This window comes from Pseudomonas chlororaphis, assembly GCF_001921865.1.
GTDB lineage: Bacteria > Pseudomonadota > Gammaproteobacteria > Pseudomonadales > Pseudomonadaceae > Aquipseudomonas > Aquipseudomonas chlororaphis_D.
On sequence record NZ_MSCT01000002.1, the window covers coordinates 282,368 to 306,332 of the forward strand.

General features: G+C 63.9%; 19 protein-coding genes. 18 read left to right on the plus strand and 1 reads right to left on the minus strand.

Annotated features, from left to right (window positions below):
* The first annotated feature begins 196 nt into the window (after positions 1 to 196).
* Together BTN82_RS01605 and BTN82_RS01610 are read left to right on the plus strand one after the other, a co-directional pair.
* Entirely contained in the window at positions 197 to 451 is a 255-nt protein-coding gene (locus tag BTN82_RS01605) for a lipoprotein (RefSeq protein WP_020299511.1), read from the plus strand.
* Positions 452 to 488: 37 nt separating this feature from the next.
* Positions 489 to 1,058 (plus strand): lipocalin family protein, encoded by a 570-nt coding sequence (locus tag BTN82_RS01610; protein ID WP_075117434.1) that lies wholly within the window; start codon positions 489 to 491, stop codon positions 1,056 to 1,058.
* A gap of 91 nt (positions 1,059 to 1,149) precedes the next feature.
* Here the strand turns inward: BTN82_RS01610 and BTN82_RS01615 are convergent, their stop codons facing one another.
* Positions 1,150 to 2,514 (minus strand): formimidoylglutamate deiminase, encoded by a 1,365-nt coding sequence (locus BTN82_RS01615; RefSeq protein WP_075117435.1) that lies wholly within the window; start codon positions 2,512 to 2,514, stop codon positions 1,150 to 1,152.
* 188 nt (positions 2,515 to 2,702) lie between these two features.
* On the opposite strand from BTN82_RS01615, the gene hutC reads away from it, so the two are divergent.
* The 16 genes from hutC (at position 2,703) to mdoH (ending at position 23,766) form a co-directional block, all read left to right on the plus strand.
* Positions 2,703 to 3,371, plus strand: a complete 669-nt coding sequence (gene hutC, locus BTN82_RS01620) for a histidine utilization repressor (RefSeq protein WP_238437480.1) — start codon at positions 2,703 to 2,705, stop codon at positions 3,369 to 3,371.
* Between the two features lie 9 nt (positions 3,372 to 3,380).
* Positions 3,381 to 3,953, plus strand: coding sequence for a HutD family protein (locus BTN82_RS01625; RefSeq protein WP_075117436.1), 573 nt, complete (start codon positions 3,381 to 3,383; stop codon positions 3,951 to 3,953).
* 465 nt (positions 3,954 to 4,418) lie between these two features.
* Positions 4,419 to 6,101: a urocanate hydratase gene (hutU, locus tag BTN82_RS01630; protein ID WP_075117437.1), complete on the plus strand. Its 1,683-nt coding sequence runs from the start codon at positions 4,419 to 4,421 to the stop codon at positions 6,099 to 6,101.
* A 156-nt stretch (positions 6,102 to 6,257) separates the two neighbouring features.
* Positions 6,258 to 7,727, plus strand: coding sequence for a purine-cytosine permease family protein (locus BTN82_RS01635; protein ID WP_075117438.1), 1,470 nt, complete (start codon positions 6,258 to 6,260; stop codon positions 7,725 to 7,727).
* Positions 7,728 to 7,802: 75 nt separating this feature from the next.
* Positions 7,803 to 8,771 (plus strand): ABC transporter substrate-binding protein, encoded by a 969-nt coding sequence (locus BTN82_RS01640; RefSeq protein ID WP_075117439.1) that lies wholly within the window; start codon positions 7,803 to 7,805, stop codon positions 8,769 to 8,771.
* 70 nt (positions 8,772 to 8,841) lie between these two features.
* On the plus strand, positions 8,842 to 9,693 hold the full coding sequence (locus BTN82_RS01645) for an ABC transporter permease (RefSeq protein ID WP_075117440.1): 852 nt from the start codon (positions 8,842 to 8,844) through the stop codon (positions 9,691 to 9,693).
* Complete coding sequence (locus BTN82_RS01650) at positions 9,690 to 10,520, plus strand: glycine betaine/L-proline ABC transporter ATP-binding protein (protein ID WP_075117441.1); 831 nt, start codon at positions 9,690 to 9,692, stop codon at positions 10,518 to 10,520. The genes BTN82_RS01645 and BTN82_RS01650 overlap by 4 nt, the downstream gene beginning before the upstream one ends.
* Before the next feature lie 139 nt (positions 10,521 to 10,659).
* Positions 10,660 to 12,183 (plus strand): histidine ammonia-lyase, encoded by a 1,524-nt coding sequence (gene hutH, locus BTN82_RS01655; protein WP_075117442.1) that lies wholly within the window; start codon positions 10,660 to 10,662, stop codon positions 12,181 to 12,183.
* Between the two features lie 147 nt (positions 12,184 to 12,330).
* Complete coding sequence (gene hutH, locus BTN82_RS01660) at positions 12,331 to 13,869, plus strand: histidine ammonia-lyase (RefSeq protein ID WP_148169438.1); 1,539 nt, start codon at positions 12,331 to 12,333, stop codon at positions 13,867 to 13,869.
* Between the two features lie 155 nt (positions 13,870 to 14,024).
* Positions 14,025 to 15,434 carry an amino acid permease gene (locus tag BTN82_RS01665; RefSeq protein ID WP_075117443.1) on the plus strand — a complete coding sequence of 470 codons (1,410 nt, stop codon included), beginning with the start codon at positions 14,025 to 14,027 and terminating at the stop codon, positions 15,432 to 15,434.
* Positions 15,435 to 15,449: 15 nt separating this feature from the next.
* On the plus strand, positions 15,450 to 16,655 hold the full coding sequence (gene hutI / locus BTN82_RS01670; RefSeq protein ID WP_075117444.1) for an imidazolonepropionase: 1,206 nt from the start codon (positions 15,450 to 15,452) through the stop codon (positions 16,653 to 16,655).
* A 10-nt stretch (positions 16,656 to 16,665) separates the two neighbouring features.
* The gene (gene hutG / locus BTN82_RS01675; RefSeq protein ID WP_075117445.1) at positions 16,666 to 17,469 is read left to right on the plus strand and encodes an N-formylglutamate deformylase; all 804 of its coding nucleotides are present in this window, start codon (positions 16,666 to 16,668) and stop codon (positions 17,467 to 17,469) included.
* 260 nt (positions 17,470 to 17,729) lie between these two features.
* On the plus strand, positions 17,730 to 18,701 hold the full coding sequence (pip, locus tag BTN82_RS01680; protein WP_075117446.1) for a prolyl aminopeptidase: 972 nt from the start codon (positions 17,730 to 17,732) through the stop codon (positions 18,699 to 18,701).
* The gene (gene dtd / locus BTN82_RS01685; protein ID WP_075117447.1) at positions 18,698 to 19,135 is read left to right on the plus strand and encodes a D-aminoacyl-tRNA deacylase; all 438 of its coding nucleotides are present in this window, start codon (positions 18,698 to 18,700) and stop codon (positions 19,133 to 19,135) included. The genes pip and dtd overlap by 4 nt, the downstream gene beginning before the upstream one ends.
* Before the next feature lie 277 nt (positions 19,136 to 19,412).
* Entirely contained in the window at positions 19,413 to 21,203 is a 1,791-nt protein-coding gene (locus tag BTN82_RS01690; RefSeq protein ID WP_075117497.1) for a glucan biosynthesis protein G, read from the plus strand.
* Positions 21,196 to 23,766 (plus strand): glucans biosynthesis glucosyltransferase MdoH, encoded by a 2,571-nt coding sequence (mdoH, locus tag BTN82_RS01695; protein WP_075117448.1) that lies wholly within the window; start codon positions 21,196 to 21,198, stop codon positions 23,764 to 23,766. Before BTN82_RS01690 ends, mdoH begins: the two co-directional genes overlap by 8 nt.
* The last annotated feature ends 199 nt before the right edge of the window (positions 23,767 to 23,965 follow it).

Here is a 23,965-nt window from a genome sequence, read left to right on the forward strand (position 1 = left end):
CCATTACTGAAAATTGGCCCCGCCGCAGCCTGGCCGACGAAATGCCGTTTGCCGTCGCAAAGTGGTTGATTCCGGAGGAAATGCTGGGCGTCGCCTGACAATAAATAGCCGCCGGGGTGGGGAACCAGATGGGGCTTTTCTCTTCTAAGCTTCTGGTTGGCAGCATGCCATCCCCCGTCCGCCCAGGAGTTTCACCATGTCCCTGCGTTCTCTCGCTCTGTTGTCGTTCTGCGTGCTGTTGGCTGCATGCAGCAAGGTCAATCAGGAAAACTATTCCAAGCTGTCCGCCGGCATGCCCAAGGCCGAGGTTGAAAACCTGTTGGGCAAACCGACCGACTGCTCCGGCGCGCTGGGCATGTCCAGTTGCACCTGGGGCGACAAGAACAGCTTTATCAGCGTGCAGTACGCCGGCGACAAAGTGCTGATGTTTTCCGGGCAAGGCCTGAAGTAAAAGAAAACCGGGGCCATGGGCCCGCGGGAGAAAAATAATGATGCGTTTGGTAGTCACTCTTCTGGCCGGCCTGTTGTTGGCCGGCTGCGCCACGTCCCGGGACGATTCGCTGGCACCCAAGACCGTTAACCACGTCGATCTCAAGCGTTACCAAGGAACCTGGTACGAGTTGGCGCGTTTACCGATGTATTTCCAGCGCAATTGCGCCCAGTCCGAAGCCCGCTACACCCTGTTGCCCGAAGGCAATATGGCGGTACTCAACCGCTGCCTGACGGCCGGCTGGCAATGGGAAGAAGTACGGGGTACGGCAACGCCGCAAGCACCGGATAAAACCGACAAGCTGTGGGTCGAGTTCGATACCTGGTTTTCCCGGCTGATACCGGGCTTGGCCAAGGGCGATTACTGGGTGCTGTACGTGAGCGACGACTACAAGACCGCGATTGTCGGCAACCCGGATCGTCGTTACCTGTGGCTGTTGTCGCGCCGGCCGAACGTCAGCGAGGCAGTGCGCGAGGACCTGCTGAGCCGGGCGCGCCAGCAGGGCTACGACACCACCCGCCTGATCTGGCGCGTGTCGGACAAGGCGATGGCCAAGACCTCGAAATGAGTCTGGCCTTTGCCTGTAGGAGCCAGCTTGCTGGCGATGGCGTCCGCGAGATCGCTATCGCCAGCAGGCTGGCTCCTACAAGGGATGGGGTTCAGCCGAGCAAGTCGCGCAGCACCTGGGTAAAGGCGCGATTGCTTTCTTCCTCGCCCGCGTGGCGACCGTCGCGTACCACCCACTGACCGTTGACCAGCACATCGCGCACCTGGCGATCGCCGCCGGCGAACAGCCAGCGGTTGAGAATGCCGTCGCCGTCGGCGGTGGCCAGGTACGGGTCGCTGCCGTCGAGCACCAGCCAGTCGGCGCGCTTGCCGACTTCCAGGGCGCCGATCGGTTGCCCCAGGGCCTGGGCGCCGCCGTCGAGCGCGGCGTCGTAGAGCGTGCGGCCGACCATCGGCTGGTCGCCGCGGTACAGGCGGTTACGTCGCTGGTCGCGTAGACGCTGGCCGTACTCCAGCCAGCGCAACTCTTCCACCACGCTCAGCGATACATGGCTGTCCGAGCCGATACCCATGCGCCCGCCCTGGGCGAGGAAATCCACCGCCGGGAAAATCCCGTCGCCGAGGTTGGCCTCGGTGGTCAGGCACAGGCCGGCGATGGCCCGGCTTTGTGCCATCAGGCGGACTTCTTCGGGGTTCGCGTGGGTGGCGTGGACCAGGCACCAGCGTTGATCGACCTGGGTATTTTCATACAGCCATTGCAGCGGCCGGCGCCCGCTCCAGGTCAGGCAGTCGTCGACTTCCTTCTGCTGTTCGGCGATGTGGATATGCACCGGGCATTGCTTGTCGCTGGCATCCAGGACTTCGCTGATTTGCTGCGGGGTCACCGCGCGCAACGAGTGGAAGCACAGCCCCAGCTGTTGTGCCGGTTGCCCGGCCAGCAGCGGTTGCAGGCGGCTTTGCAGCTTGAGGTAGTTTTCCGTGCTGTTGATGAAGCGGCGCTGGCCGTCATTGGGCGCCTGGCCGCCAAACCCCGAGTGGCTGTACAGCACCGGCAGCAGGGTCAGGCCGATACCGGCGGCGCTGGCGGCCTGGCTGATGCGCAGGGCCAGTTCGGCCGGGTCGGCGTAGGGCTGGCCGCTGGTGTCGTGGTGCACGTAATGGAATTCGGCTACCGAGGTATAGCCGGCCTTGAGCATCTCGATATACAGCTGGCGGGCGATGACGCCCAGTTGCTCCGGGCTGATCTTGCCCACCAGGCGATACATCAGGTCGCGCCAGGTCCAGAAGCTGTCGTTGGGGTTGCCCGCGACTTCGGCCAGCCCGGCCATTGCCCGCTGGAAGGCGTGGGAGTGCAGGTTGGGCATGCCCGGCAGCAGCGGACCTTGCAGCCGTTCGGCGCCTTCTGCGCTGGCGTCGGCCTGGATGTGGGTCAGCAGGCCGTCGGCACCGACCTCGAGACGTACGTTGTTGGCCCATCCGTTAGGCAGCAGTGCGCGTTCGGCAAAGAAGGCGGACATGGTTCAAGCACCCCGTCGTGTGTTATTTGTATATACATATACAGACGTTTGCCTGCTCGGTAAACTCCGGCAAGCTAGCCATCTTTACTGACTATCAAGGATTTCCTGTGCCGACTCCGCCCGCCAACTCCCCGCTGGCCGCCCATCTGGGCGATAGTCCGGCGCCCTTGTATGCCCGCGTCAAGCAGATGATCACCCAGCAGATCGAGAGCGGAAACTGGCCGCCGCACTACCGCGTGCCCTCGGAAAGCGAGCTGGTCAGCCAGTTGGGTTTCAGCCGCATGACGATCAACCGCGCGCTGCGCGAAATGACCGCCGAGGGCCTGCTGGTGCGAATGCAGGGCGTCGGCACCTTCGTTGCCGAACCCAAGAGCCAGTCCGCGCTGTTCGAGGTGCACAACATCGCCGACGAGATCGCCTCGCGCGGCCACCGGCATACCTGCAAGGTCATCACCCTGGGCGAAGAAGCGGCGGGCTCGGAACGTGCCGTGGCCCTGGAAATGCGCGAAGGCCAGCGGGTCTTCCATTCGCTGATCGTGCATTTCGAGAACGATATCCCGGTGCAGATCGAGGATCGTTTCGTCAACGCGCTGGTGGCGCCGGACTACCTCAAGCAGGATTTCACCCTGCAAACCCCTTATGCCTACTTGAACCAGGTGGCGCCGCTGACCGAGGGCGAGCACGTGGTCGAGGCGATTCTGGCCGAGCCGGAAGAATGCAAGTTGCTGCAGATCGAACGCGGCGAGCCGTGCCTGCTGATTCGTCGCCGGACCTGGTCCGGCCGCCAGCCGGTGACCGCCGCGCGCCTGATCCACCCCGGTTCCCGCCATAGCCTGGAAGGGCGGTTTCATAAATAAGGTCCCTACATGACTCAGTTGAACGTTTTGCGCGCGGCCGACTACCCGCGCATGCCGTGGAAGAACGGCGGCGGCAGTACCGAAGAGATCGCCCGGGATGCCGGTATTGGCCTGGAAGGTTTCGGCTGGCGGCTGTCGATCGCCGATATCGGTGAGTCGGGCGGCTTCTCCAGTTTCGCCGGCTACCAGCGGATCATCACCGTCTTGCAAGGCGCGGGCATGACCCTCAACGTGGATGGCCAGGACAGCCGCGCATTGCTGCCGCTGGACCCCTTTGCCTTCAGCGGCGCGAGCCAAGTCGCCTGCACCCTGATCGACGGGCCGATTCGCGATTTCAACCTGATCTATGCCCCGGACCGCTACAGCGCGCGCTTGCAGTGGCTGTCAGCGGGCCAGCGCTTCTTCACCCAGGCCGGCACGCTGCTGATCTTCAACGTGGCCGAGGCCGCGCGGGTCGAGTTGGGCGGCGGCGTCGCCGCCTTGCTCGAGCATCATGATTGCCTGCAACTGCTCGATAACCCCGGCTTGCGCGAAGTCACGGTCGGTGGCGCCTGCTGCGTGATCGAACTGACCGCCATCTGACCTGTAGCCGCTGCCGCAGGCTGCGATGAGGCCTGGAGGGCCTCCTGCGGTTTCCAGAGCACGGCTGCTGCGCAGCCGATCGCAGCCTTCGGCAGCGGCTACACAAGCTTGTTTCTCTCCCTTCCTCGATGGTGTTTCCCTCGCGCACCATTTTGTTACCGAATGCCCCAGCGTGGCGCAAAGCCCTGCTGAAGTAACAGCCCTCACTCTTCTCGCGACACTCCTCGGAAAAAAATAATCGACGCTGCAGCCCTTGATCCAAGGGCCTCTCCAGCCATTCCAACATTTTCCTGAGGGCGCATTCGGCGAGTTGGCCGCTTGATTGCATATGCTTGTATGTACAAGTAAAGACGTATGCGTATGAGTCGCAGCGTCTCCCCTGATTCGCTTGCTGCGCAGCCCCTGCGCGCAGGCATGCTCGCCCACTGGCTGGGTTGGTTGGATTGATCGCTGAGGAGTTTTTTCGTGACTGAGAACAAACCTACGAAATACCGGAACGTCGAAATTCGCGCTGCCCGCGGCAACAAGCTGACCGCCAAGAGTTGGCTGACAGAAGCGCCGCTGCGCATGCTGATGAACAACCTCGACCCGGAAGTCGCCGAGAACCCGAAAGAACTGGTGGTCTACGGCGGCATCGGCCGCGCCGCGCGTAACTGGGAATGCTACGACAAGATCGTCGAGAGCCTGACCAACCTGAATGACGACGAGACCCTGCTGGTGCAATCCGGCAAGCCGGTCGGCGTATTCAAGACCCACAGCAACGCGCCGCGCGTACTGATCGCCAACTCCAACCTGGTGCCGCACTGGGCCACCTGGGAACACTTCAACGAACTGGATGCCAAGGGCCTGGCCATGTACGGCCAGATGACCGCCGGCAGCTGGATCTACATCGGCAGCCAGGGCATCGTCCAGGGTACCTACGAAACCTTCGTCGAAGCCGGTCGCCAGCACTACAACGACAACCTGACCGGCAAGTGGGTCCTGACCGCGGGCCTGGGCGGCATGGGCGGCGCCCAGCCGCTGGCCGCGACCCTGGCTGGCGCCTGCTCGCTGAACATCGAATGCCAGCAGACCAGCATCGATTTCCGCCTCAAGACCCGTTATGTCGACGAGCAAGCCAAGGACCTGGACGACGCCCTGGCGCGTATCGCCAAGTACACCGCCGAAGGCCGCGCGATCTCCATCGCCCTGTGCGGCAACGCGGCTGAAATCCTTCCGGAAATGGTCCGTCGCGGCGTGCGTCCGGACATGGTCACCGACCAGACCAGCGCCCACGACCCGCTCAACGGCTACCTGCCGGCCGGCTGGACCTGGGAAGAGTACCGCGCCCGCGCCAAGACCGAGCCGGCCGCTGTGGTGAAAGCCGCCAAGCAATCGATGGCCGTGCACGTCAAGGCCATGCTCGACTTCCAGAAGCAGGGCATCCCGACCTTCGACTACGGCAACAACATCCGCCAGATGGCCCAGGAAGAAGGTGTCGAGAACGCGTTCGACTTCCCAGGTTTCGTACCGGCTTATATCCGTCCGCTGTTCTGCCGCGGTATCGGGCCGTTCCGTTGGGCCGCGCTGTCGGGCGACCCGCAGGACATCTACAAGACCGACGCCAAGGTCAAGGAACTGATCCCGGACGACGCTCATCTGCACAACTGGCTGGACATGGCGCGCGAGCGCATCAGCTTCCAGGGCCTGCCGGCGCGTATCTGCTGGGTTGGCCTGGGCCTGCGCGCCAAGCTCGGCCTGGCGTTCAACGAAATGGTGCGCAGCGGCGAGCTGTCGGCGCCGATCGTCATCGGCCGCGACCACCTGGACTCCGGCTCGGTCTCCAGCCCGAACCGCGAAACCGAATCGATGCAGGACGGTTCCGACGCCGTGTCCGACTGGCCGCTACTCAACGCCCTGCTGAACACCGCCAGCGGCGCGACCTGGGTTTCCCTGCACCACGGCGGCGGCGTCGGCATGGGCTTCTCCCAGCATTCGGGGATGGTCATCGTCTGCGACGGCACCGACGAAGCGGCCGAGCGTATCGCCCGCGTTCTGCATAACGACCCGGGTACCGGCGTCATGCGCCATGCCGATGCCGGTTACCAGATCGCCATCGACTGCGCCAAGGAACAAGGCCTGAACCTGCCGATGATCACCGGCAAGTAAGCGCTGGCTACATCCCTGTAGGAGCGAGCTTGCTCGCGATGGGATCGTCCAGACACAGGAGTTGCGTTGGATGTACCCGTTTTTCGCGAGCAAGCTCGCTCCTGCAGAGGCGGTGGTTGAGGTTTGAGAACAATAACAATCCACAGAGGTTGAAACATGGCAGTCCATGACGATCGTGCAAGCAGTAAGCCGTTGATCGAGAAACGTTCGATCGACTACATCCCGGAAGCGGAAAGACACGGTCGTCTGTTAAGCCAGTTCACCCTGTGGCTGGGTGCCAACCTGCAGATCACGGCGATCGTTACCGGCGCGTTGGCGGTGGTGCTCGGCGGCGATGTGTTCTGGTCGCTGATCGGCTTGCTGGTCGGCCAGTTGCTCGGCGGCGGTGTGATGGCGCTGCACGCGGCGCAAGGCCCGCAACTGGGGCTGCCGCAGATGATTTCCAGCCGGGTGCAGTTCGGCGTCTACGGGGCGGTGATCCCGCTGGTGCTGGTGTGCCTGATGTACGTCGGTTTTTCCGCCAGCGGTTCGCTGCTGGCGGGGCAGGCGGTGGCGCAGTTGCTGCAGGTCGAGGACTGGGTCGGCATCGTGCTGTTCGCCGGCTCGATCATGGTCTTCACCATTTTCGGCTACCGGGTCATCCACGGCATCGGCCGGGTGGCCAGCGTGCTGGGGGTGATCGCCTTCATCTACCTGTTCTACAAGCTGCTGGCGGGCAACGACATTGGCGCGTTGCTGGGCAACAAGCACTTCTCGCTGGCGAGTTTCCTGTTGGCGATTTCCCTGTCCGCCTCCTGGCAGATCGCGTTCGGCCCTTATGTGGCCGACTACTCGCGTTACCTGCCGCGCAGCACCTCGGCCTCGAAAACCTTCTGGGCGGTGGGGCTGGGGTCGGTGATCGGCGCGCAGGCCTCGATGGTCTTCGGCGTGTTCGCCGCGGCCCTGGCCGGTTCGCAGTTCGCCCACCACGAGGTGTCGTTCATCGTCAGCCTGGGCGGCACCGGCGTCGTCGCCGGCCTGCTGTATTTCGCCGTGGCCTTCGGCAAGGTCACCGTGACCACGCTCAACGCCTACGGCAGCTTCATGTCGATCGCTACCATCATCAGCGGTTTCCGCGGCAGCCGGCATATCTCCAGCGGCGTGCGCCTGCTGTACATCTTCCTGATGGTGTCGCTCGCGGCCGCGCTGGCGCTGTTGGGCAAGGACTCGTTCCTCAAGGATTTCTCCGCGTTCATCCTGTTCCTGCTGGCGTTCTTCACGCCGTGGAGCGCGATCAACCTGGTGGATTTTTACTGCATCACCAAGGAGCGCTATGACATTCCCGCGTTGTCCAACCCGGACGGGCGCTACGGTCGCTGGAACGTCATGGGCATCACCATTTATGTGTTCGGCGTGCTGATCCAGATGCCGTTCATCGCCACGCATTTCTACACCGGCCCCCTGGTCGCGGGCCTCGGCGATACCGACATCTCGTGGATCATCGGCCTGGTGGTTCCCGCGGCCCTGTATTACCTCTGCGCGAAGAAATGGCATGGCGCCGTACCCGATCGCCTGATCCTGCCGGTAGAGCAGGACTCGGTCACAGAACAAAAGCTGAGTGGGGCAGACCGCGCAACGGCGGTCTAGACCTGAATTGGACGTGGACGGGCTGGATGCCTCTTAACTGCCGTAATCCATTTCAATGATTGGGAGCGTCACACAATGAAAACGAATAAGACCCTGCTGACCACCTTGCTTTCCATGGGCCTGTTGGCCAGTGCCGGCGCCGCCCAGGCGGCCGGCTGGTGCGAGTCTGGCAAACCGGTGAAATTCGCCGGCCTGAACTGGGAAAGCGGCATGTTGCTGACCGACGTAATGCAGGTCGTGCTGGAAAAAGGTTACGGCTGCAAGACCGACAGCCTGCCAGGCAACTCCATCACCATGGAAAACGCCCTGAGCAGCAACGACATCCAGATTTTCGCCGAGGAGTGGGTCGGCCGCAGCGAGGTCTGGAACAAGGCCGAGAAGGCCGGCAAGGTGGTCGGCGTCGGCGCCCCGGTGGTGGGTGCCATCGAAGGCTGGTACGTGCCGCGCTACGTGATCGAAGGCGACGCCAAGCGCAAGCTGGAAGCCAAGGCCCCGGACCTGAAGAACATCGCCGACCTGGGTAAATACGCCGCCGTGTTCAAGGACGCCGAAGAACCTTCCAAGGGCCGTTTCTACAACTGCCCGGCCGGTTGGACCTGCGAGCTGGACAACAGCGAAATGCTGAAAAGCTACGGCCTGGAAAACAGCTACACCAACTTCCGTCCGGGCACCGGCCCGGCGCTGGATGCCGCGGTGCTGTCGAGCTACAAGCGCGGCGAGCCGATCCTGTTCTACTACTGGTCGCCGACCCCGCTGATGGGCCAGATCGACGCGGTGAAACTGGAAGAGAAAGCCGGCGTCGACAAGAGCGTGAGCATCAAGGTCGGTCTGTCCAAGACTTTCCACGACGAAGCCCCGGAACTGGTGGCCGTGCTGGAAAAGGTCAACCTGCCGATCGACCTGCTGAACCAGAACCTGGGACGCATGGCCAAGGAGCGTATCGAGTCGCCGAAACTGGCGAAAATCTTCCTCAAGGAACATCCTGAAGTCTGGCACGCATGGGTGAGCGAAGACGCAGCCAAAAAGATCGACGCGGCCTTGTAGGTCGAGCTTCTCCGGCTGCCGACCGCGGCAGTCGGATGCTTGATCGCAACCCCTTGATTGAGAGTCCCTTATGTTTCCCGAAAGCTTTACCTTTTCCATCGCCGACTGGGTCAACGGTTGGGTCGATTCGCTGGTCACCAACTACGGCGACGTGTTCCGCCACATCTCCGACACCCTGCTCTGGGCCATCGTCAACCTCGAAGGCCTGCTGCGCGCGGCGCCCTGGTGGCTGATGCTGGCGATCGTGGCGGGCGTTGCCTGGCACGCCACCCGCAAGATCGCGACCACGGCCGTGATCGTCGGCCTGCTGTTCCTGGTCGGTGCCGTCGGCCTGTGGGACAAACTCATGCAGACCCTCGCGCTGATGATGGTGGCGACGGTGATCTCGGTGCTGATCGGCGTGCCGCTGGGCATTCTCTCGGCGCGCAGCAACCGCCTGCGTTCGGTGCTGATGCCGCTGTTGGACATCATGCAGACCATGCCGAGCTTCGTGTACCTGATCCCGGTGCTGATGCTGTTCGGCCTGGGCAAGGTACCGGCGATCTTCGCCACCGTGATCTACGCCGCGCCGCCGCTGATCCGCCTGACCGACCTGGGGATTCGCCAGGTCGACGGCGAAGTCATGGAGGCAATCAACGCCTTCGGCGCCAACCGCTGGCAACAGCTGTTCGGCGTGCAACTGCCGCTGGCCCTGCCGAGCATCATGGCCGGGATCAACCAGACCACCATGATGGCCCTGTCGATGGTGGTGATCGCCTCGATGATCGGTGCCCGTGGCCTGGGCGAAGACGTGCTGGTGGGCATCCAGACCCTCAACGTCGGTCGCGGCCTGGAAGCCGGCCTGGCGATCGTGATCCTGGCCGTCGTTATCGACCGTATTACCCAAGCCTATGGTCGTCCACGCCATGAGGTGAGCAAATGAGCAACCCAAGCGTAAGCAAGATCGAAGTCAAGAACGTCTTCAAGATTTTCGGCAACCGTTCGGCCGACGCGCTGAACATGATTCGCCAGAACAAGACCAAGGACCAGGTGCTGGCCGAGACCGGCTGCGTGGTCGGGGTCAACGACCTGTCGCTGAGCATCGGCACCGGCGAGATCTTCGTGATCATGGGTTTGTCCGGTTCCGGCAAGTCGACTTTGGTGCGCCACTTCAATCGCCTGATCGATCCCACGAGCGGCGCGATCCTGGTGGACGGCGTGGACATCCTGCAATACGACATGCCAGCCCTGCGCGAATTTCGCCGGCACAAGATCAGCATGGTGTTCCAGAGCTTCGGCCTGCTGCCGCACAAGACCGTGCTGGAAAACACCGCCTACGGCCTCAAGGTGCGCGGCGAGAGCAAGCAGGTCTGCGCCGAGCGCGCGCAGCACTGGATCAACACCGTGGGCCTCAAGGGCTACGAAAACAAATACCCGCACCAGCTGTCCGGCGGCATGCGCCAGCGCGTCGGCCTGGCCCGGGCCCTGGCGGCGGACACCGACATCATCCTGATGGACGAGGCCTTCAGTGCCCTCGACCCGCTGATCCGCGCGGAGATGCAGGACCAGTTGCTGGAGCTGCAAAAGACCCTGCACAAGACCATCGTCTTCATTACCCACGACCTCGACGAAGCCGTGCGTATCGGCAACCGCATCGCGATCCTCAAGGACGGCCGGCTGATCCAGGTCGGCACGCCGAAAGAGATCCTGCATTCGCCGGCGGACGAATACGTCGACCGTTTCGTCCAGCGGCGCGCGGCGACGGTTTAACCACGGCGGGTCTGCCTGTAGGGGCCTTATCGCGAGCAAGCTCGCTCCTACAGAAAAGCAACCTCGAACCCTGTAGGAGCGAGCTTGCTCGCGATAGACCGCAAAGCGGTCGCCACAACGAATCATGAGGACATCTGGCATGTCGCTGGCTGAAAAAATCGTTATCGCCGACGCCCCGTTGCGTTGGCAGGATGTAGTCGCGGTGGCGCGCCACGGGGCGCAGCTCGAGCTGGCGGCCCAGGCCTGGGCGCGGATCGACAACGCCCAGGCCATCGTCCAGCGCATCGTCGCCAGCGGCGAGCGCGCCTATGGCGTCAATACCGGCCTGGGCGCGCTGTGCAACGTTTCGCTGGAAGACCAACAGCTCAGCCAACTGTCGCGCAATACCCTGCTCAGCCATGCCTGCGGCGTGGGCGCGCCGCTGCGCGACGAGCAGACCCGGGCGATTCTCTGCGCCGCCATCGTCAACTTCAGCCAGGGCAAGTCCGGCGTGCACCGCCAGGTGGTCGAGGCGCTGCTGGCCCTGCTCAACCGCGGGATCACCCCGCAGGTGCCGTCCCAGGGGTCGGTGGGCTACCTGACCCACATGGCCCATATCAGCATTGCCTTGCTCGGCGTCGGCCAGGTCAGCTACCGCGGGCAGGTCGTCCCGGCGCAACAAGCGCTGGCGGCGGAAGGCCTGGAACCGGTGCTGCTGGGGGCCAAGGACGGCCTGTGCCTGGTCAACGGCACGCCGTGCATGACCGGTCTTGGCTGCTTGGCCCTGGCCGACGCCACGCGCCTGGTGCAGTGGGCCGACGTGGTCGGCGCCATGAGCTTCGAGGCGCAGCGCGGGCAGATCGCCGCGTTCGACGCCGAGATCATCGCCCTCAAGCCGCACCCGGGGATGCAACAGGTCGGCAGCAACCTGCGGGCCTTGCTCGACGGCAGCGAAGTGATTGCCGGCAGCAAGGGCATCCGGACCCAGGACGCCCTGAGCATCCGCTCTATCCCGCAGGTCCACGGCGCCGCCCGCGACCAGCTGGCGCACGCGACCCGGCAGATCGAGACCGAACTCAACGCCGCCACCGACAACCCGTTGCTGCTGGGCACCCCGGACAGCTACCGGGTGATGTCCCAGGCCAACCCCCACGGCCAATCGGTGGCACTGGCGGCGGACCTGCTGGCCATCGCCATGGCCGAGATCGGCTCGATTGCCGAGCGTCGCCTGGATCGCCTGATCAATCCCCATGTCAGCGGCCTGCCGGCGTTCCTGGTGAGCAACCCGGGGGTCAACTCCGGAATGATGATCGTGCAGTACGTGGCTGCCTCGCTGTGCGCGGAAAACCGCCAGCTGGCGCAACCGGCGGTGCTCGACAACTACGTCACCTCGGGCTTGCAGGAAGACCACCTGAGCCTGGGCACCAACGCCGCGCTGAAGCTTTCCCGCGCGCTGGAAAACTGCACCCAGATCCTCGCCATCGAGTACCTGCTGGCCGCCCAGGCCTTCGAATTTCTCAAGCCGCAACGTTTCGGCGCCGGCACCGACAAGGCCTGGAAACTCTTGCGCGAAAAGGTCCCGGCCTATGATCAGGACCGCTGGCTCGCGCCGGACATCGCCAGCGCTGCGGCACTGCTCAAGAGCCCGGCCTTGCTGCAAGAGGTTTTACCGGGCGTGCGCTGAGCCGCGCCTTGAAAGAACAGAACGTCAACCACCCACAGTTCCCCCAACCAGCGTGCCAAGGCGCCACCCGTTCAAAAAGCGGGCTGCGACGGATAACGGAAGCTTCCGGAGCGACTGGTGTTTAAAAACAAAACTCTCAAAAGGAGCATGAATGTGACTGCGCTAAATCTGATCCCCGGCCAACTGACCCTGGCCCAACTGCGTGCCGTCTACCAACAGCCGGTAACCCTCAGCCTCGATAACAGCGCTTCAGCGCAGATCGACGCCAGCGTCGCTTGCGTCGAGCAGATCCTCGCCGAGAACCGCACTGCCTACGGCATCAACACTGGTTTCGGCCTGCTGGCCTCGACCCGCATCGCCAGCGAAGACCTGGAAAACCTGCAGCGCTCCCTGGTGCTGTCCCATGCCGCCGGCGTCGGCGAGCCGATCAGCGATGCTCTGGTGCGCCTGATCATGGTGCTCAAGGTCAACAGCCTGAGCCGCGGTTTCTCCGGGATCCGCCGCCAGGTGATCGACGCGCTGATCGCCTTGATCAACGCCGAGGTGTACCCGCACATCCCGCTCAAGGGTTCGGTGGGCGCGTCCGGCGACCTCGCGCCGCTGGCCCATATGTCCCTGGTGCTGCTGGGCGAAGGCAAGGCCCGCTACAAGGGCCAATGGCTGGACGCGACCGAAGCGCTGAGCGTGGCCGGCCTCAAGCCGCTGACCCTGGCGGCCAAGGAAGGCCTGGCGCTGCTCAACGGCACCCAGGTCTCCACTGCCTTTGCCCTGCGCGGCCTGTTCGAGGGCGAAGACCTGTTCGCCGGCGCCCTGGCCTGCGGCGGCTTGACCGTAGAGGCGGTGCTGGGCTCGCGTTCGCCGTTCGACGCGCGGATTCATGCCGCCCGCGGCCAGAAAGGCCAGATCGACACCGCCGCGGCCTACCGCGACCTGTTGGGCGACAGCAGCGAAGTCTCCAAGTCGCACCAGAACTGCGACAAGGTCCAGGACCCGTATTCCCTGCGCTGCCAGCCCCAGGTCATGGGCGCCTGCCTGACCCAGTTCCGCCAGGCTTCCGAGGTGCTGGTGGTCGAAGCCAACGCCGTTTCGGACAACCCGCTGGTGTTCGCCGCCGAGGGCGACGTGATCTCCGGCGGCAACTTCCACGCCGAGCCGGTGGCCATGGCCGCCGACAACATTGCCCTGGGCATCGCCGAAATCGGCTCCCTGAGCGAGCGTCGCATCTCGTTGATGATGGACAAGCACATGTCCCAGCTGCCGCCGTTCCTGGTGGCCAATGGCGGGGTCAACTCCGGCTTCATGATCGCCCAGGTGACCGCCGCGGCCCTGGCCAGCGAAAACAAGGCGCTGGCCCACCCGCACTCGGTGGACAGCCTGCCGACGTCCGCGAACCAGGAAGACCATGTGTCCATGGCCCCGGCCGCCGGCAAGCGCCTGTGGGAAATGGCCGACAACACCCGCGGCATCCTCGCCGTGGAATGGCTGGCGGCCTGCCAGGGCCTGGACCTGCGCGACGGCCTGAAGACCTCGACCAAGCTGGAGAAAGCCCGCGCGACCCTGCGCAGCAAAGTGCCGTTCTACGAAAAAGACCGTTTCTTCGCGCCGGACATCAACGCCGCGAGCGAGCTGCTGGCCTCGCGTTGCCTGAACGAGCTGGTGCCGGCCAAGTTGCTGCCGAGCCTGTAACGACCATGTGTAGCCGCTGCCGAGGTACGAGGCTGCGATGGGCTGCGAAGCGGCCCCCGAGGGCGGTCCTGCGGACCGCTTCGCAGCCTCGTGCCTCGGCAGCGGCTATAGCAATGGTTTGGGTTTTCTCCGATAAAAATAACTAGGGACGAGAAATGCAACAGCAAGCTCAAGCGTTAAAGCGCGGGCTGTCCGCCCGACATATTCGTTTCATGGCACTGGGGTCGGCGATCGGCACCGGGCTGTTCTATGGTTCTGCCTCGGCCATCCAGATGGCCGGCCCCGCGGTGCTCCTGGCCTACCTGATCGGCGGCGCGGCGGTGTTCATGGTGATGCGCGCGCTGGGCGAGATGGCCGTGCGCAACCCGGTATCCGGTTCGTTCGGCCAATACGCCAGCACCTACCTGGGGCCGATGGCGGGTTTCCTGCTGGGCTGGACCTATGCCTTCGAGATGGTCATCGTCGGCCTCGCCGACGTCACCGCCTTCGGCATCTATATGGGCTTCTGGTACCCGGACGTGCCGCGCTGGATCTGGGTCCTCGGTATCGTTTCGCTGATCGGCGGGCTGAACCTGTGCAACGTCAAAGTATTTGGCGAGATGGAGTTCTGGCTGTCGCTGCTCAAGGTCGGTGCCATCGTCGCCATGATCCTGGGCGGTTTCGGCATCATGCTGTTCGGCATCGGCAGTTCGACGGGGTCGGCGACCATCGGCCTGAGCAACCTTTGGGAGCACGGCGGTTTCATGCCCAACGGCGTCGGCGGGCTGATCGCCTCGTTTGCCGTGGTGATGTTTGCCTTCGGCGGGATCGAAATCATCGGCGTCACCGCCGGTGAAGCCAGGGACCCGGAACGCGTGCTGCCCAGGGCGATCAACGCGGTGCCGCTGCGCATCCTGCTGTTCTACGTACTGACCTTGTTCGTCCTGATGGCCATCTACCCGTGGCAGCAGATCGGCAGCCAGGGCAGCCCGTTCGTGCAGATTTTCTCCAACCTGGGCATCGGCTCGGCGGCGACCATCCTCAATATCGTGGTGATCTCGGCGGCGGTGTCGGCCATCAACAGCGATATCTTCGGCGCCGGCCGCATGATGTACGGCCTGGCGCAGCAGGGGCATGCGCCCAAGGGCTTCGCCCAGCTGTCGCGTTACGGTGTGCCGTGGATGACCGTGGTGGTCATGAGCATCGCCTTGTTGCTGGGGGTATTGCTGAACTACCTGATTCCGGAGAATGTGTTTCTGCTGATCGCCTCGATCGCGACCTTTGCCACGGTCTGGGTCTGGCTGATGATTCTCTTCACCCAGGTGGCCATGCGCCGTTCCATGACCGCCGAGCAGGTGGCCCAGCTGAAGTTCCCGGTGCCGTTCTGGCCGTATGCGCCGATGGCGGCGATTGCCTTCATGCTGTTCATCTTCGGTGTGCTGGGCTACTTCCCGGACACCCAGGCCGCGCTGATCGTCGGCTTGGTGTGGATCGTCCTGCTGGTGCTGGCGTACCTGATCTGGGTCAAGCCGGCTGCCGGGCAGGCGGCCCTGGTCAATCGCGACCCTTCTTTTTCCCATCGATAGCCCATGGAGGCCCGGATGAAAACTCTCTGGCAACACTGCCACGTCGCAAGCATGGCGCAAGGCACTTACTCGATCATCGAGGACGCGGCCATCGTGACGTCAGGAGCGCTCATCGAGTGGATCGGCCCACGCAGCGAAGTGCCGGCCGGCAACTATGCCGAACTGCATGACCTGGCGGGGGCCTGGGTCACCCCGGGCCTGATCGACTGCCACACCCACACGGTGTTCGGCGGCAACCGCAGCGGCGAATTCGAGCAGCGCCTGCAAGGGGTGAGCTATGCCGAGATCGCCGCCGCCGGTGGCGGTATCGCCAGCACCGTGCGGGCCACCCGCGCGGCCAGCGAAGACCAACTCTTCGACAGCGCCCGCAAGCGTTTGAAGAGCCTGCTGCGCGACGGCGTGACCAGCGTCGAGATCAAGTCCGGCTACGGCCTGGACCTGGCCAGCGAACGCAAGATCCTGCGGGTGATCCGGCGCCTGGGCGCCGAACTGCCGGTCAGCGTGCGCAGCACCTGCCTGGCGGCCCACGCCCTGCCGCCGGAATACGCCGGGCGCGCCGACGATTACATCGAACACATCTGCGCCGAGATGCTCCCGGCGCTGGCCGCCGAGGGCCTGGTGGACGCGGTGGATGCCTTCTGCGAATACCTGGCGTTCTCGCCGGAACAGGTGGAGCGGGTGTTCATCGTGGCGCAGCGGCTCGGCCTGCCGGTGAAACTGCACGCCGAGCAACTGTCGTCGCTGCACGGCTCCAGCCTGGCGGCGCGGTATCACGCGTTGTCGGCCGACCACCTGGAGTTCATGACCGAGGAAGACGCCATCGCCATGGCCGAGGCCGGCACCGTCGCCGTGCTGCTGCCGGGCGCTTTCTATTTCCTGCGCGAAACCCAGTTGCCGCCGATGGACGCGCTGCGCAAGCACCGGGTGAAGATCGCCGTCGCCAGCGACCTCAACCCCGGCACTTCGCCGGCGTTGTCCCTGCGGCTGATGCTGAACATGGCCTGCACCTGTTTTCGCATGACCCCGGAAGAAGCCCTGGCCGGGGTGACCCTGCACGCGGCCACCGCGCTGGGCATGGACAAGACCCACGGTTCGCTGGAGGTCGGCAAGGTGGCGGATTTCGTCGCCTGGCAGATCGATCGTCCCGCCGACCTGGCCTACTGGCTGGGCGGCGACCTGGAAAAACGCGTCGTGCGCCACGGCGTTGAAGTGGATTTATAGGAGAACGGTTGTGGATAAGGTTCTGAACTTCAAACAAGGCCGGGTGCCGCTGCTGATCAGCATGCCCCACGCCGGCCTGCGTCTGACACCCGCGGTCGAGGCCGGGCTGATCGCCGAGGCGCAAAGCCTGCCGGACACCGACTGGCACATCCCGCAGCTCTACGCCTTCGCCGAGGAGCTGGGTGCCAGCACCCTGGCGGCCGAGTATTCGCGGTTCGTCATCGACCTCAACCGGCCGTCCGACGACAAGCCTTTATATGTCGGCGCCACCACGGGGCTGTACCCGGCCACGCTGTTCGATGGCGTGCCGCTGTTCCGCGAAGGGCTGGAGCCGTCGAAGCAGGAGCGTGCCACTTACCTGGAACAGGTCTGGACGCCTTATCACGGCACCCTGCAGCAGGAACTGGCACGGCTGAAAGCCGAGTTCGGCTACGCCTTGCTGTTCGATGCCCACTCGATCCGCTCGCTGATCCCGCACCTGTTCGAGGGCAAGCTGCCGGACTTCAACCTGGGCACCTTCAATGGTGCCAGTTGCGACGTCGAGCTAGCCAGCCAGCTGGAGGCGATCTGCGCCCGCCACGACAACTACAGCCATGTGCTCAACGGTCGCTTCAAGGGCGGCCACATCACCCGGCACTACGGCAACCCGGCCGAGAACATCCATGCGGTGCAGCTGGAGCTGGCGCAGAGCACTTATATGGAAGAGTTCGAGCCGTTCCGTTACCGCGAGGACCTGGCGGCACCGACCCAGGCGGTGCTCAAGCAGTTGCTGCAAGGGCTGCTGGCCTGGGGGCAGCAGCGCTACGGGCGCTGAGGCCGAGGGCAAATCTGTAGCCGCTGCCGCAGGCTGCGCCAAGGCCGCAGGCCTTCAGCGATCTCGAGATCCTGCGCCTGCTGCGCAGTCGATCGCAGCCTGCGGCAGCGGCTACGGGTGCGCCATGCTGTGCGGCGGGCTGGCAAACAACCGCATTTTTTCCAAGGACATGCTCATTCCGTAATTCGGGTTTATGATGCCGGACGGCAGAATAATTGAAGTCCCCCCAGGGCTGACCTCAACCCCTTACGGAGCGCGCAATGCAGACTTTGTACCCGCAGATCAAACCCTATGCCCGGCACGATCTGGCTGTCGACGAACCCCATGTGCTGTATGTCGACGAAAGCGGTTCCCCGGAAGGCTTGCCGGTGGTGTTCATCCACGGTGGCCCGGGCGCCGGGTGCGATGCCCAGAGCCGTCGCTACTTCGATCCGAATCTGTACCGCATCATTACCTTCGACCAGCGCGGTTGCGGGCGCTCCACGCCGCACGCCAGCCTGGAAAACAACACCACCTGGGACCTGGTCGCCGACCTCGAGCGGATTCGCCTGCACCTGGGTATCGAGAAATGGGTGGTGTTTGGCGGCTCCTGGGGGTCGACCCTGGCCCTGGCTTACGCGCAAACCCATCCGGAGCGCGTGCACGGTCTGATTCTGCGTGGGATCTTTCTGTGCCGTCCGCAGGAAATCGAATGGTTCTACCAGGCCGGCGCCAGCCGCCTGTTCCCCGATTACTGGCAGGACTACGTGGCGCCTATCCCGCTGGATGAGCGCGACGACCTGCTCGGCGCCTTCCACAAACGCCTGATCGGCAACGACCAGATCGCCCAGATGCATGCGGCCAAGGCCTGGTCGATCTGGGAAGGGCGCACCGCCACCCTGCGGCCGAACCCGCTGGTGGTCGATCGTTTCTCCGAGCCGCAGCGCGCGCTGTCGATCGCCCGGATCGAATGCCACTACTTCACCAACCAGGCGTTCCTCGAACCGAACCAGCTGATCCGCGACATGGGCAAGATCGCCCACCTGCCGGGCGTGATCGTGCATGGCCGCTACGACGTGATCTGCCCGCTGGACAACGCCTGGGAACTGCACCAGGCCTGGCCCAACAGCGAGCTGCAAGTGATCCGCGATGCCGGTCACGCCGCGTCCGAACCGGGTATCACCGATGCGCTGGTGCGCGCCGCCGATCAGATGGCCCGGCGCCTGCTCGACCTGCCGCCCGAAGAAGCATGAAGGGCCTGTTGCAGCGCGTACGCGGCGCGCGGGTCGAGGTGGCGGGCGAAATCGTCGGTGTGGTGGACCAGGGATTGCTGGTGCTGGTCGCGGTGGAACCCGAGGACACCCAGGCCTGCGCCGACAAACTTCTGCACAAGCTGCTTAACTATCGGGTGTTCAGTGACGCCGAGGGCAAGATGAATCTGTCCCTGGCCGATGTGGACGGCGGTCTGTTGCTGGTTTCGCAGTTCACCCTGGCGGCGGACACCAAGAGCGGTTTGCGCCCGAGCTTTTCCACAGCGGCGCCGCCGGCCCTGGGCGAAGAACTTTTTGACTATTTATTGTGCAAGGCGCAACAGTTGCATGGCAAAGTGGCATCAGGGCGTTTCGGGGCGGATATGCAGGTCCATCTGGTCAATGATGGCCCGGTAACCTTCCTGTTACAGACCTGAAAGTGCTTGAAACATCTTTTTCGAGCGAAACCAGCCGAAAATAGGCGTTTTTCGCGATAAATACTTGGTCGCCCCTGATGCGTTGTAACGCGGCCTACTAGATAATCGCGCGCTACGGGGATCAGCGTTCGTTGGTCCGTTTTTGACTTAGGTAGAGACTTGTTCAGGACCGTTTGGGGAATCATTTAGCCCCATCGGAGTCGGAACAATGCTCGCCAACCTGGCATATAGATAGCTGGCCGTTGGTTTTTTGATCTGTTTTCGGCGAGGGTTGCTCGTGATTGTTAGTCCCTGTAATGCACCAAAATTGTCTGCCAAACGGTTACGAAACGCACTGGTGACAGGCTCTGCGCTGCTGTGCCTGTTCAGCGCCGGCCAACTCATGGCTTTCAATCTGGATGATGTATCGGCCAAGGCTAAGGATCTGGCCGGGCAGAAGTACGAGGCCCCGCGCAGTAACCTGCCGAACGAATTTCGTGAGATGAAGTTCGCGGACTATCAGAAGATCCGCTTCCTTCCCGAAAAGGCCGAATGGGCCAAGCAGAAAACCCCGTTCAAGCTGTCCTTCTATCACCAGGGCATGCATTTCGACACGCCGGTGAAAATCAACGAAGTCACGGCGAGCACCGTCGAAGAGATCAAGTACGACTCGACGCGTTTCGATTTCGGCGACCTCAAGTTCGACCCCAAGGCGACCGAGCAGCTCGGCTACGCCGGTTTCCGCGTGCTGTACCCGATCAACAAGGCGGACAAGCAAGACGAAATCATGACCATGCTCGGCGCGAGCTACTTCCGCGTCGTTGGCAAGGGTCACGTCTACGGCTTGTCGGCCCGTGGCCTGGCCATCGACACCGCGCTGCCGTCGGGCGAGGAATTCCCGCGTTTCACCGAGTTCTGGATCCAGCAACCCAAGCCGACCGACAAGCACCTGGTGATCTTCGCCCTGCTGGATTCGCCGCGCGCGACCGGCGCCTATCGCCTGATCCTGCGTCCGGGCAGCGACACCATCGTCGACGTCAAGGCGCGGATGTTCCTGCGTGACAAGGTCGGCAAGCTGGGCATCGCCCCGCTGACCAGCATGTTCCTGTTCGGCGCCAACCAGCCGTCGAAAGTCCTCAACTACCGTCGCGAACTGCACGACTCCAGCGGCCTGTCGATCCATGCCGGCAATGGCGAGTGGATCTGGCGTCCGCTGAACAACCCGAAACACCTGGCCGTGAGCAACTTCTCGGTGGAGAACCCGCGCGGTTTCGGCCTGCTGCAGCGTGGCCGCGACTTCAGCCACTACGAAGACCTCGACGACCGCTACGACAAGCGCCCAAGCGCCTGGATCGAGCCGAAGGGCGACTGGGGCAAAGGCACCGTCGACCTGGTAGAGATCCCGACTGCCGACGAAACCAACGACAATATCGTGGCCTTCTGGAGCCCGGAAAAGCAGCCTGAGCCAGGCCAGCCGTTCGACTTCGCCTATCGCCTGCACTGGACCATGGACGAAGCGTCGCTGCATTCGCCGGACAGCTCCTGGGTCGAACAGACCCTGCGTTCCACGGGCGACGTCAAGCAATCCAACCTGATCCGTCAGCCGGACGGCAGCGTGGCATACCTGGTGGACTTCGAAGGCCCGTCCCTCGCGGCGTTGCCGGAAGACACCGAAGTGCGCAGCCAGGTCAGCGTCGGCGACAACGCCGAGCTGGTGGAAAACAGCGTGCGCTACAACCCTGAAACCAAGGGCTGGCGCCTGACCCTGCGGATGAAGATCAAGGACCCAGGCAAAGCCACTGAAATGCGCGCGGCCCTGGTCAAGAACGCCGCTCCCGTCGAGCCGTCCAAGTCTGCGCCGGCGGCCTCCAGCTCCTCCATCGCCAAGGCCGACAAGGTCGCGGCCAAGCAGCAGGAGAAGAAAGAGGCGGATGCCAAGCAAGCCGACGCCAAGCCTGCCAAGGACGCCAAGAACCACAAAGACGCCAAGCAGCCTGCTGCCGAGGCGGCCCCAGCCACACCGGAATCCGTCCCGACCGAGCAAGTCCTGACCGAGACCTGGAGCTACCAGTTGCCTGCCGATGAGTAATTCTCAAGCACAGCCAGAGACTCTTGCCGAGTATCTGGCACACCTGCCGATGACCGATGAGCAGCGCGCGGAACTCGCGGGCTGCAAGTCCTTCAGTGAATTGCACGAGCGCCTGTCGTCCTCGACATTCGACGCGCCTGCCGATGCCGCCCAGGCCTCGGTAGGCCGTCGGCTGACCCTGGACTCCGCCGAAGCGCTGGAGGAGGCCGAGATGCTGGCGGTCGATGCCAGCGGTCGCGTGTGCCTCAAGGCGACGCCGCCGATCCGTCGGACCAAGGTCGTTCCCGAGCCCTGGCGCACCAATATCCTGGTGCGCGGCTGGCGGCGCCTGACCGGGCGCACCAACCCGCCGGCGCCGCCGAAGGATGAACGAGTGCTGCCGGCCGCGCGTTGGCGCACCGTGGGGTCGATCCGCCGTTACATCCTGCTGCTGCTGATGCTCGGCCAGACCATCGTCGCTGGCTGGTACATGAAAGGCATCATGCCGTACCAGGGCTGGTCGTTCGTCGACCTGGAAGAAATCATGCATCAGCCATTGATGCAGACCGCGACCCAGGTCCTGCCGTATGCCCTGCAAACCAGCATCCTGATTCTGTTCGGCATTCTGTTCTGCTGGGTCTCGGCGGGTTTCTGGACTGCGCTGATGGGCTTCCTCGAGCTGCTCACCGGGCACGACAAATACCGCATTTCCGGCAAAAGCGCCGGCAACGAGCCGATTCCGCGAGATGCCCGCACCGCGCTGGTGATGCCGATCTGCAACGAAGACGTGCCGCGGGTGTTCGCCGGCCTGCGAGCGACCTTCGAGTCGGTCGCCGCCACGGGGGACCTGGACCGCTTCGACTTCTTCGTCCTCAGTGACAGCAACGACACCGATATCTGCGTGGCCGAGCAACAGGCCTGGCTGGACGTTTGCCGCGAAACCAAGGGTTTCGGCAAGATCTTCTATCGCCGCCGTCGCCGTCGGGTAAAGCGTAAGAGCGGTAACCTCGACGACTTCTGCCGGCGCTGGGGCGGCGACTACAAGTACATGGTCGTGCTCGACGCCGACAGCGTCATGAGCGGCGAATGCCTGACCAGCCTGGTGCGCCTGATGGAAGCCACGCCGGACGCGGGCATCATCCAGACCGCGCCGAAAGCCTCAGGCATGGACACCCTGTATGCGCGCATGCAGCAGTTCGCCACCCGCGTCTACGGTCCGCTGTTCACCGCCGGCCTGCACTTCTGGCAGCTGGGCGAATCCCACTACTGGGGCCACAACGCGATCATCCGCATGAAGCCGTTCATCGAGCACTGCGCCCTGGCGCCGTTGCCCGGTAAAGGCGCCTTCGCCGGTGCGATCCTGTCCCACGACTTCGTCGAAGCTGCGCTGATGCGTCGCGCCGGCTGGGGCGTGTGGATTGCCTACGACCTGCCGGGCAGCTACGAAGAACTGCCGCCGAACCTGCTGGACGAGCTCAAGCGCGACCGTCGCTGGTGCCACGGCAACCTGATGAACTTCCGCCTGTTCCTGGTCAAGGGCATGCACCCGGTGCACCGCGCGGTGTTCCTTACCGGGGTGATGTCCTACCTGTCGGCGCCGCTGTGGTTCTTCTTCCTGGTGCTGTCGACCGCGCTGCTGGCGGTCAATACCCTGATGGAGCCGCAGTACTTCCTCGAACCGCGCCAGCTTTATCCGCTGTGGCCGCAATGGCACCCGGACAAGGCCATCGCGTTGTTCTCGACCACCATCGTGCTGCTGTTCCTGCCGAAGCTGTTGAGTATCATCCTGATCTGGGCCAAGGGCGCGAAAGAGTTCGGCGGCAAGTTCAAGGTGACCCTGTCGATGCTCCTGGAGATGCTGTTCTCCATGCTGCTGGCGCCGGTGCGGATGATTTTCCACACCCGTTTCGTGCTGGCTGCGTTCCTTGGCTGGGCCGCGACCTGGAACTCGCCGCAGCGTGACGACGACTCCACGCCGTGGAGCGAAGCGGTGCGCCGCCATGGTCCGCAGACCTTGCTGGGCTTCTGCTGGGCGCTGCTGGTGATCTGGCTGAACCCGAGCTTCCTCTGGTGGCTGGTGCCGATCGTCGGTTCGTTGATGCTGTCGATTCCGGTGTCGGTGATTTCCAGCCGGGTCGGCCTGGGCTTGAAGTCCCGCGACGAAAAGCTGTTCCTGATCCCCGAGGAATACGCGCCGCCCCAGGAACTGGTGAATACCGACCAGTACACCCATGAAAACCGTTGGCATGCGCTGAACGACGGTTTCGTCCGGGCGGTGGTCGATCCGCAGCAGAACGCCCTGGCCTGTGCCCTGGCGACGTCCCGGCACGGGGTGGCTGAGCCGATCGAGTGGCTGCGCATCGAGCGGGTCCGGCATGCCCTGAAAGTCGGACCGGCGGCGCTGAACAACGGCGAGCGCCTGGCGCTGCTGAGCGACCCGGTGGCCCTGGCCCGCCTGCACGAGCAGGTCTGGAGCGAAGGTCACGCCGAATGGCTGGGCGCCTGGCGGCAATCGGTGGATGAAGATCCGCATGCGCCGCTGCTGCCGTTGCGACCGCAAACGGCAATCGCCCAACCGGCCTGACGACAACGCCCTTGAGCCCGCTCAAGGGCGTTGTTGTTTATGGGGCCTGTAGCCACTGCCGAGCCGCGAGGCTGCGATAAGGCCCGCAGGGCCTTGGTTCTCGATTGCCCGACGAAGCTCTGGCGGCCTTGAGATCTTTACGCCCCTTCGGGGCGATCGCAGCTTGTGGCAGCGGCTACAGGGCGACTCTGTAACAACA

Coding starts and splice junctions, on each gene's coding strand:
- BTN82_RS01605 (WP_020299511.1), top strand. CDS start 197: ATGTCCCTGCGTTCTCTCGCTCTGTTGTCGTTCTGCGTGCTGTTGGCT.
- BTN82_RS01610 (WP_075117434.1), top strand. CDS start 489: ATGATGCGTTTGGTAGTCACTCTTCTGGCCGGCCTGTTGTTGGCCGGC.
- BTN82_RS01615 (WP_075117435.1), bottom strand. CDS start 2,514: ATGTCCGCCTTCTTTGCCGAACGCGCACTGCTGCCTAACGGATGGGCC.
- hutC (WP_238437480.1), top strand. CDS start 2,703: ATGATCACCCAGCAGATCGAGAGCGGAAACTGGCCGCCGCACTACCGC.
- BTN82_RS01625 (WP_075117436.1), top strand. CDS start 3,381: ATGACTCAGTTGAACGTTTTGCGCGCGGCCGACTACCCGCGCATGCCG.
- BTN82_RS01635 (WP_075117438.1), top strand. CDS start 6,258: ATGGCAGTCCATGACGATCGTGCAAGCAGTAAGCCGTTGATCGAGAAA.
- BTN82_RS01640 (WP_075117439.1), top strand. CDS start 7,803: ATGAAAACGAATAAGACCCTGCTGACCACCTTGCTTTCCATGGGCCTG.
- BTN82_RS01645 (WP_075117440.1), top strand. CDS start 8,842: ATGTTTCCCGAAAGCTTTACCTTTTCCATCGCCGACTGGGTCAACGGT.
- BTN82_RS01650 (WP_075117441.1), top strand. CDS start 9,690: ATGAGCAACCCAAGCGTAAGCAAGATCGAAGTCAAGAACGTCTTCAAG.
- hutH (WP_075117442.1), top strand. CDS start 10,660: ATGTCGCTGGCTGAAAAAATCGTTATCGCCGACGCCCCGTTGCGTTGG.
- hutH (WP_148169438.1), top strand. CDS start 12,331: ATGAATGTGACTGCGCTAAATCTGATCCCCGGCCAACTGACCCTGGCC.
- BTN82_RS01665 (WP_075117443.1), top strand. CDS start 14,025: ATGCAACAGCAAGCTCAAGCGTTAAAGCGCGGGCTGTCCGCCCGACAT.
- hutI (WP_075117444.1), top strand. CDS start 15,450: ATGAAAACTCTCTGGCAACACTGCCACGTCGCAAGCATGGCGCAAGGC.
- pip (WP_075117446.1), top strand. CDS start 17,730: ATGCAGACTTTGTACCCGCAGATCAAACCCTATGCCCGGCACGATCTG.
- dtd (WP_075117447.1), top strand. CDS start 18,698: ATGAAGGGCCTGTTGCAGCGCGTACGCGGCGCGCGGGTCGAGGTGGCG.
- mdoH (WP_075117448.1), top strand. CDS start 21,196: ATGAGTAATTCTCAAGCACAGCCAGAGACTCTTGCCGAGTATCTGGCA.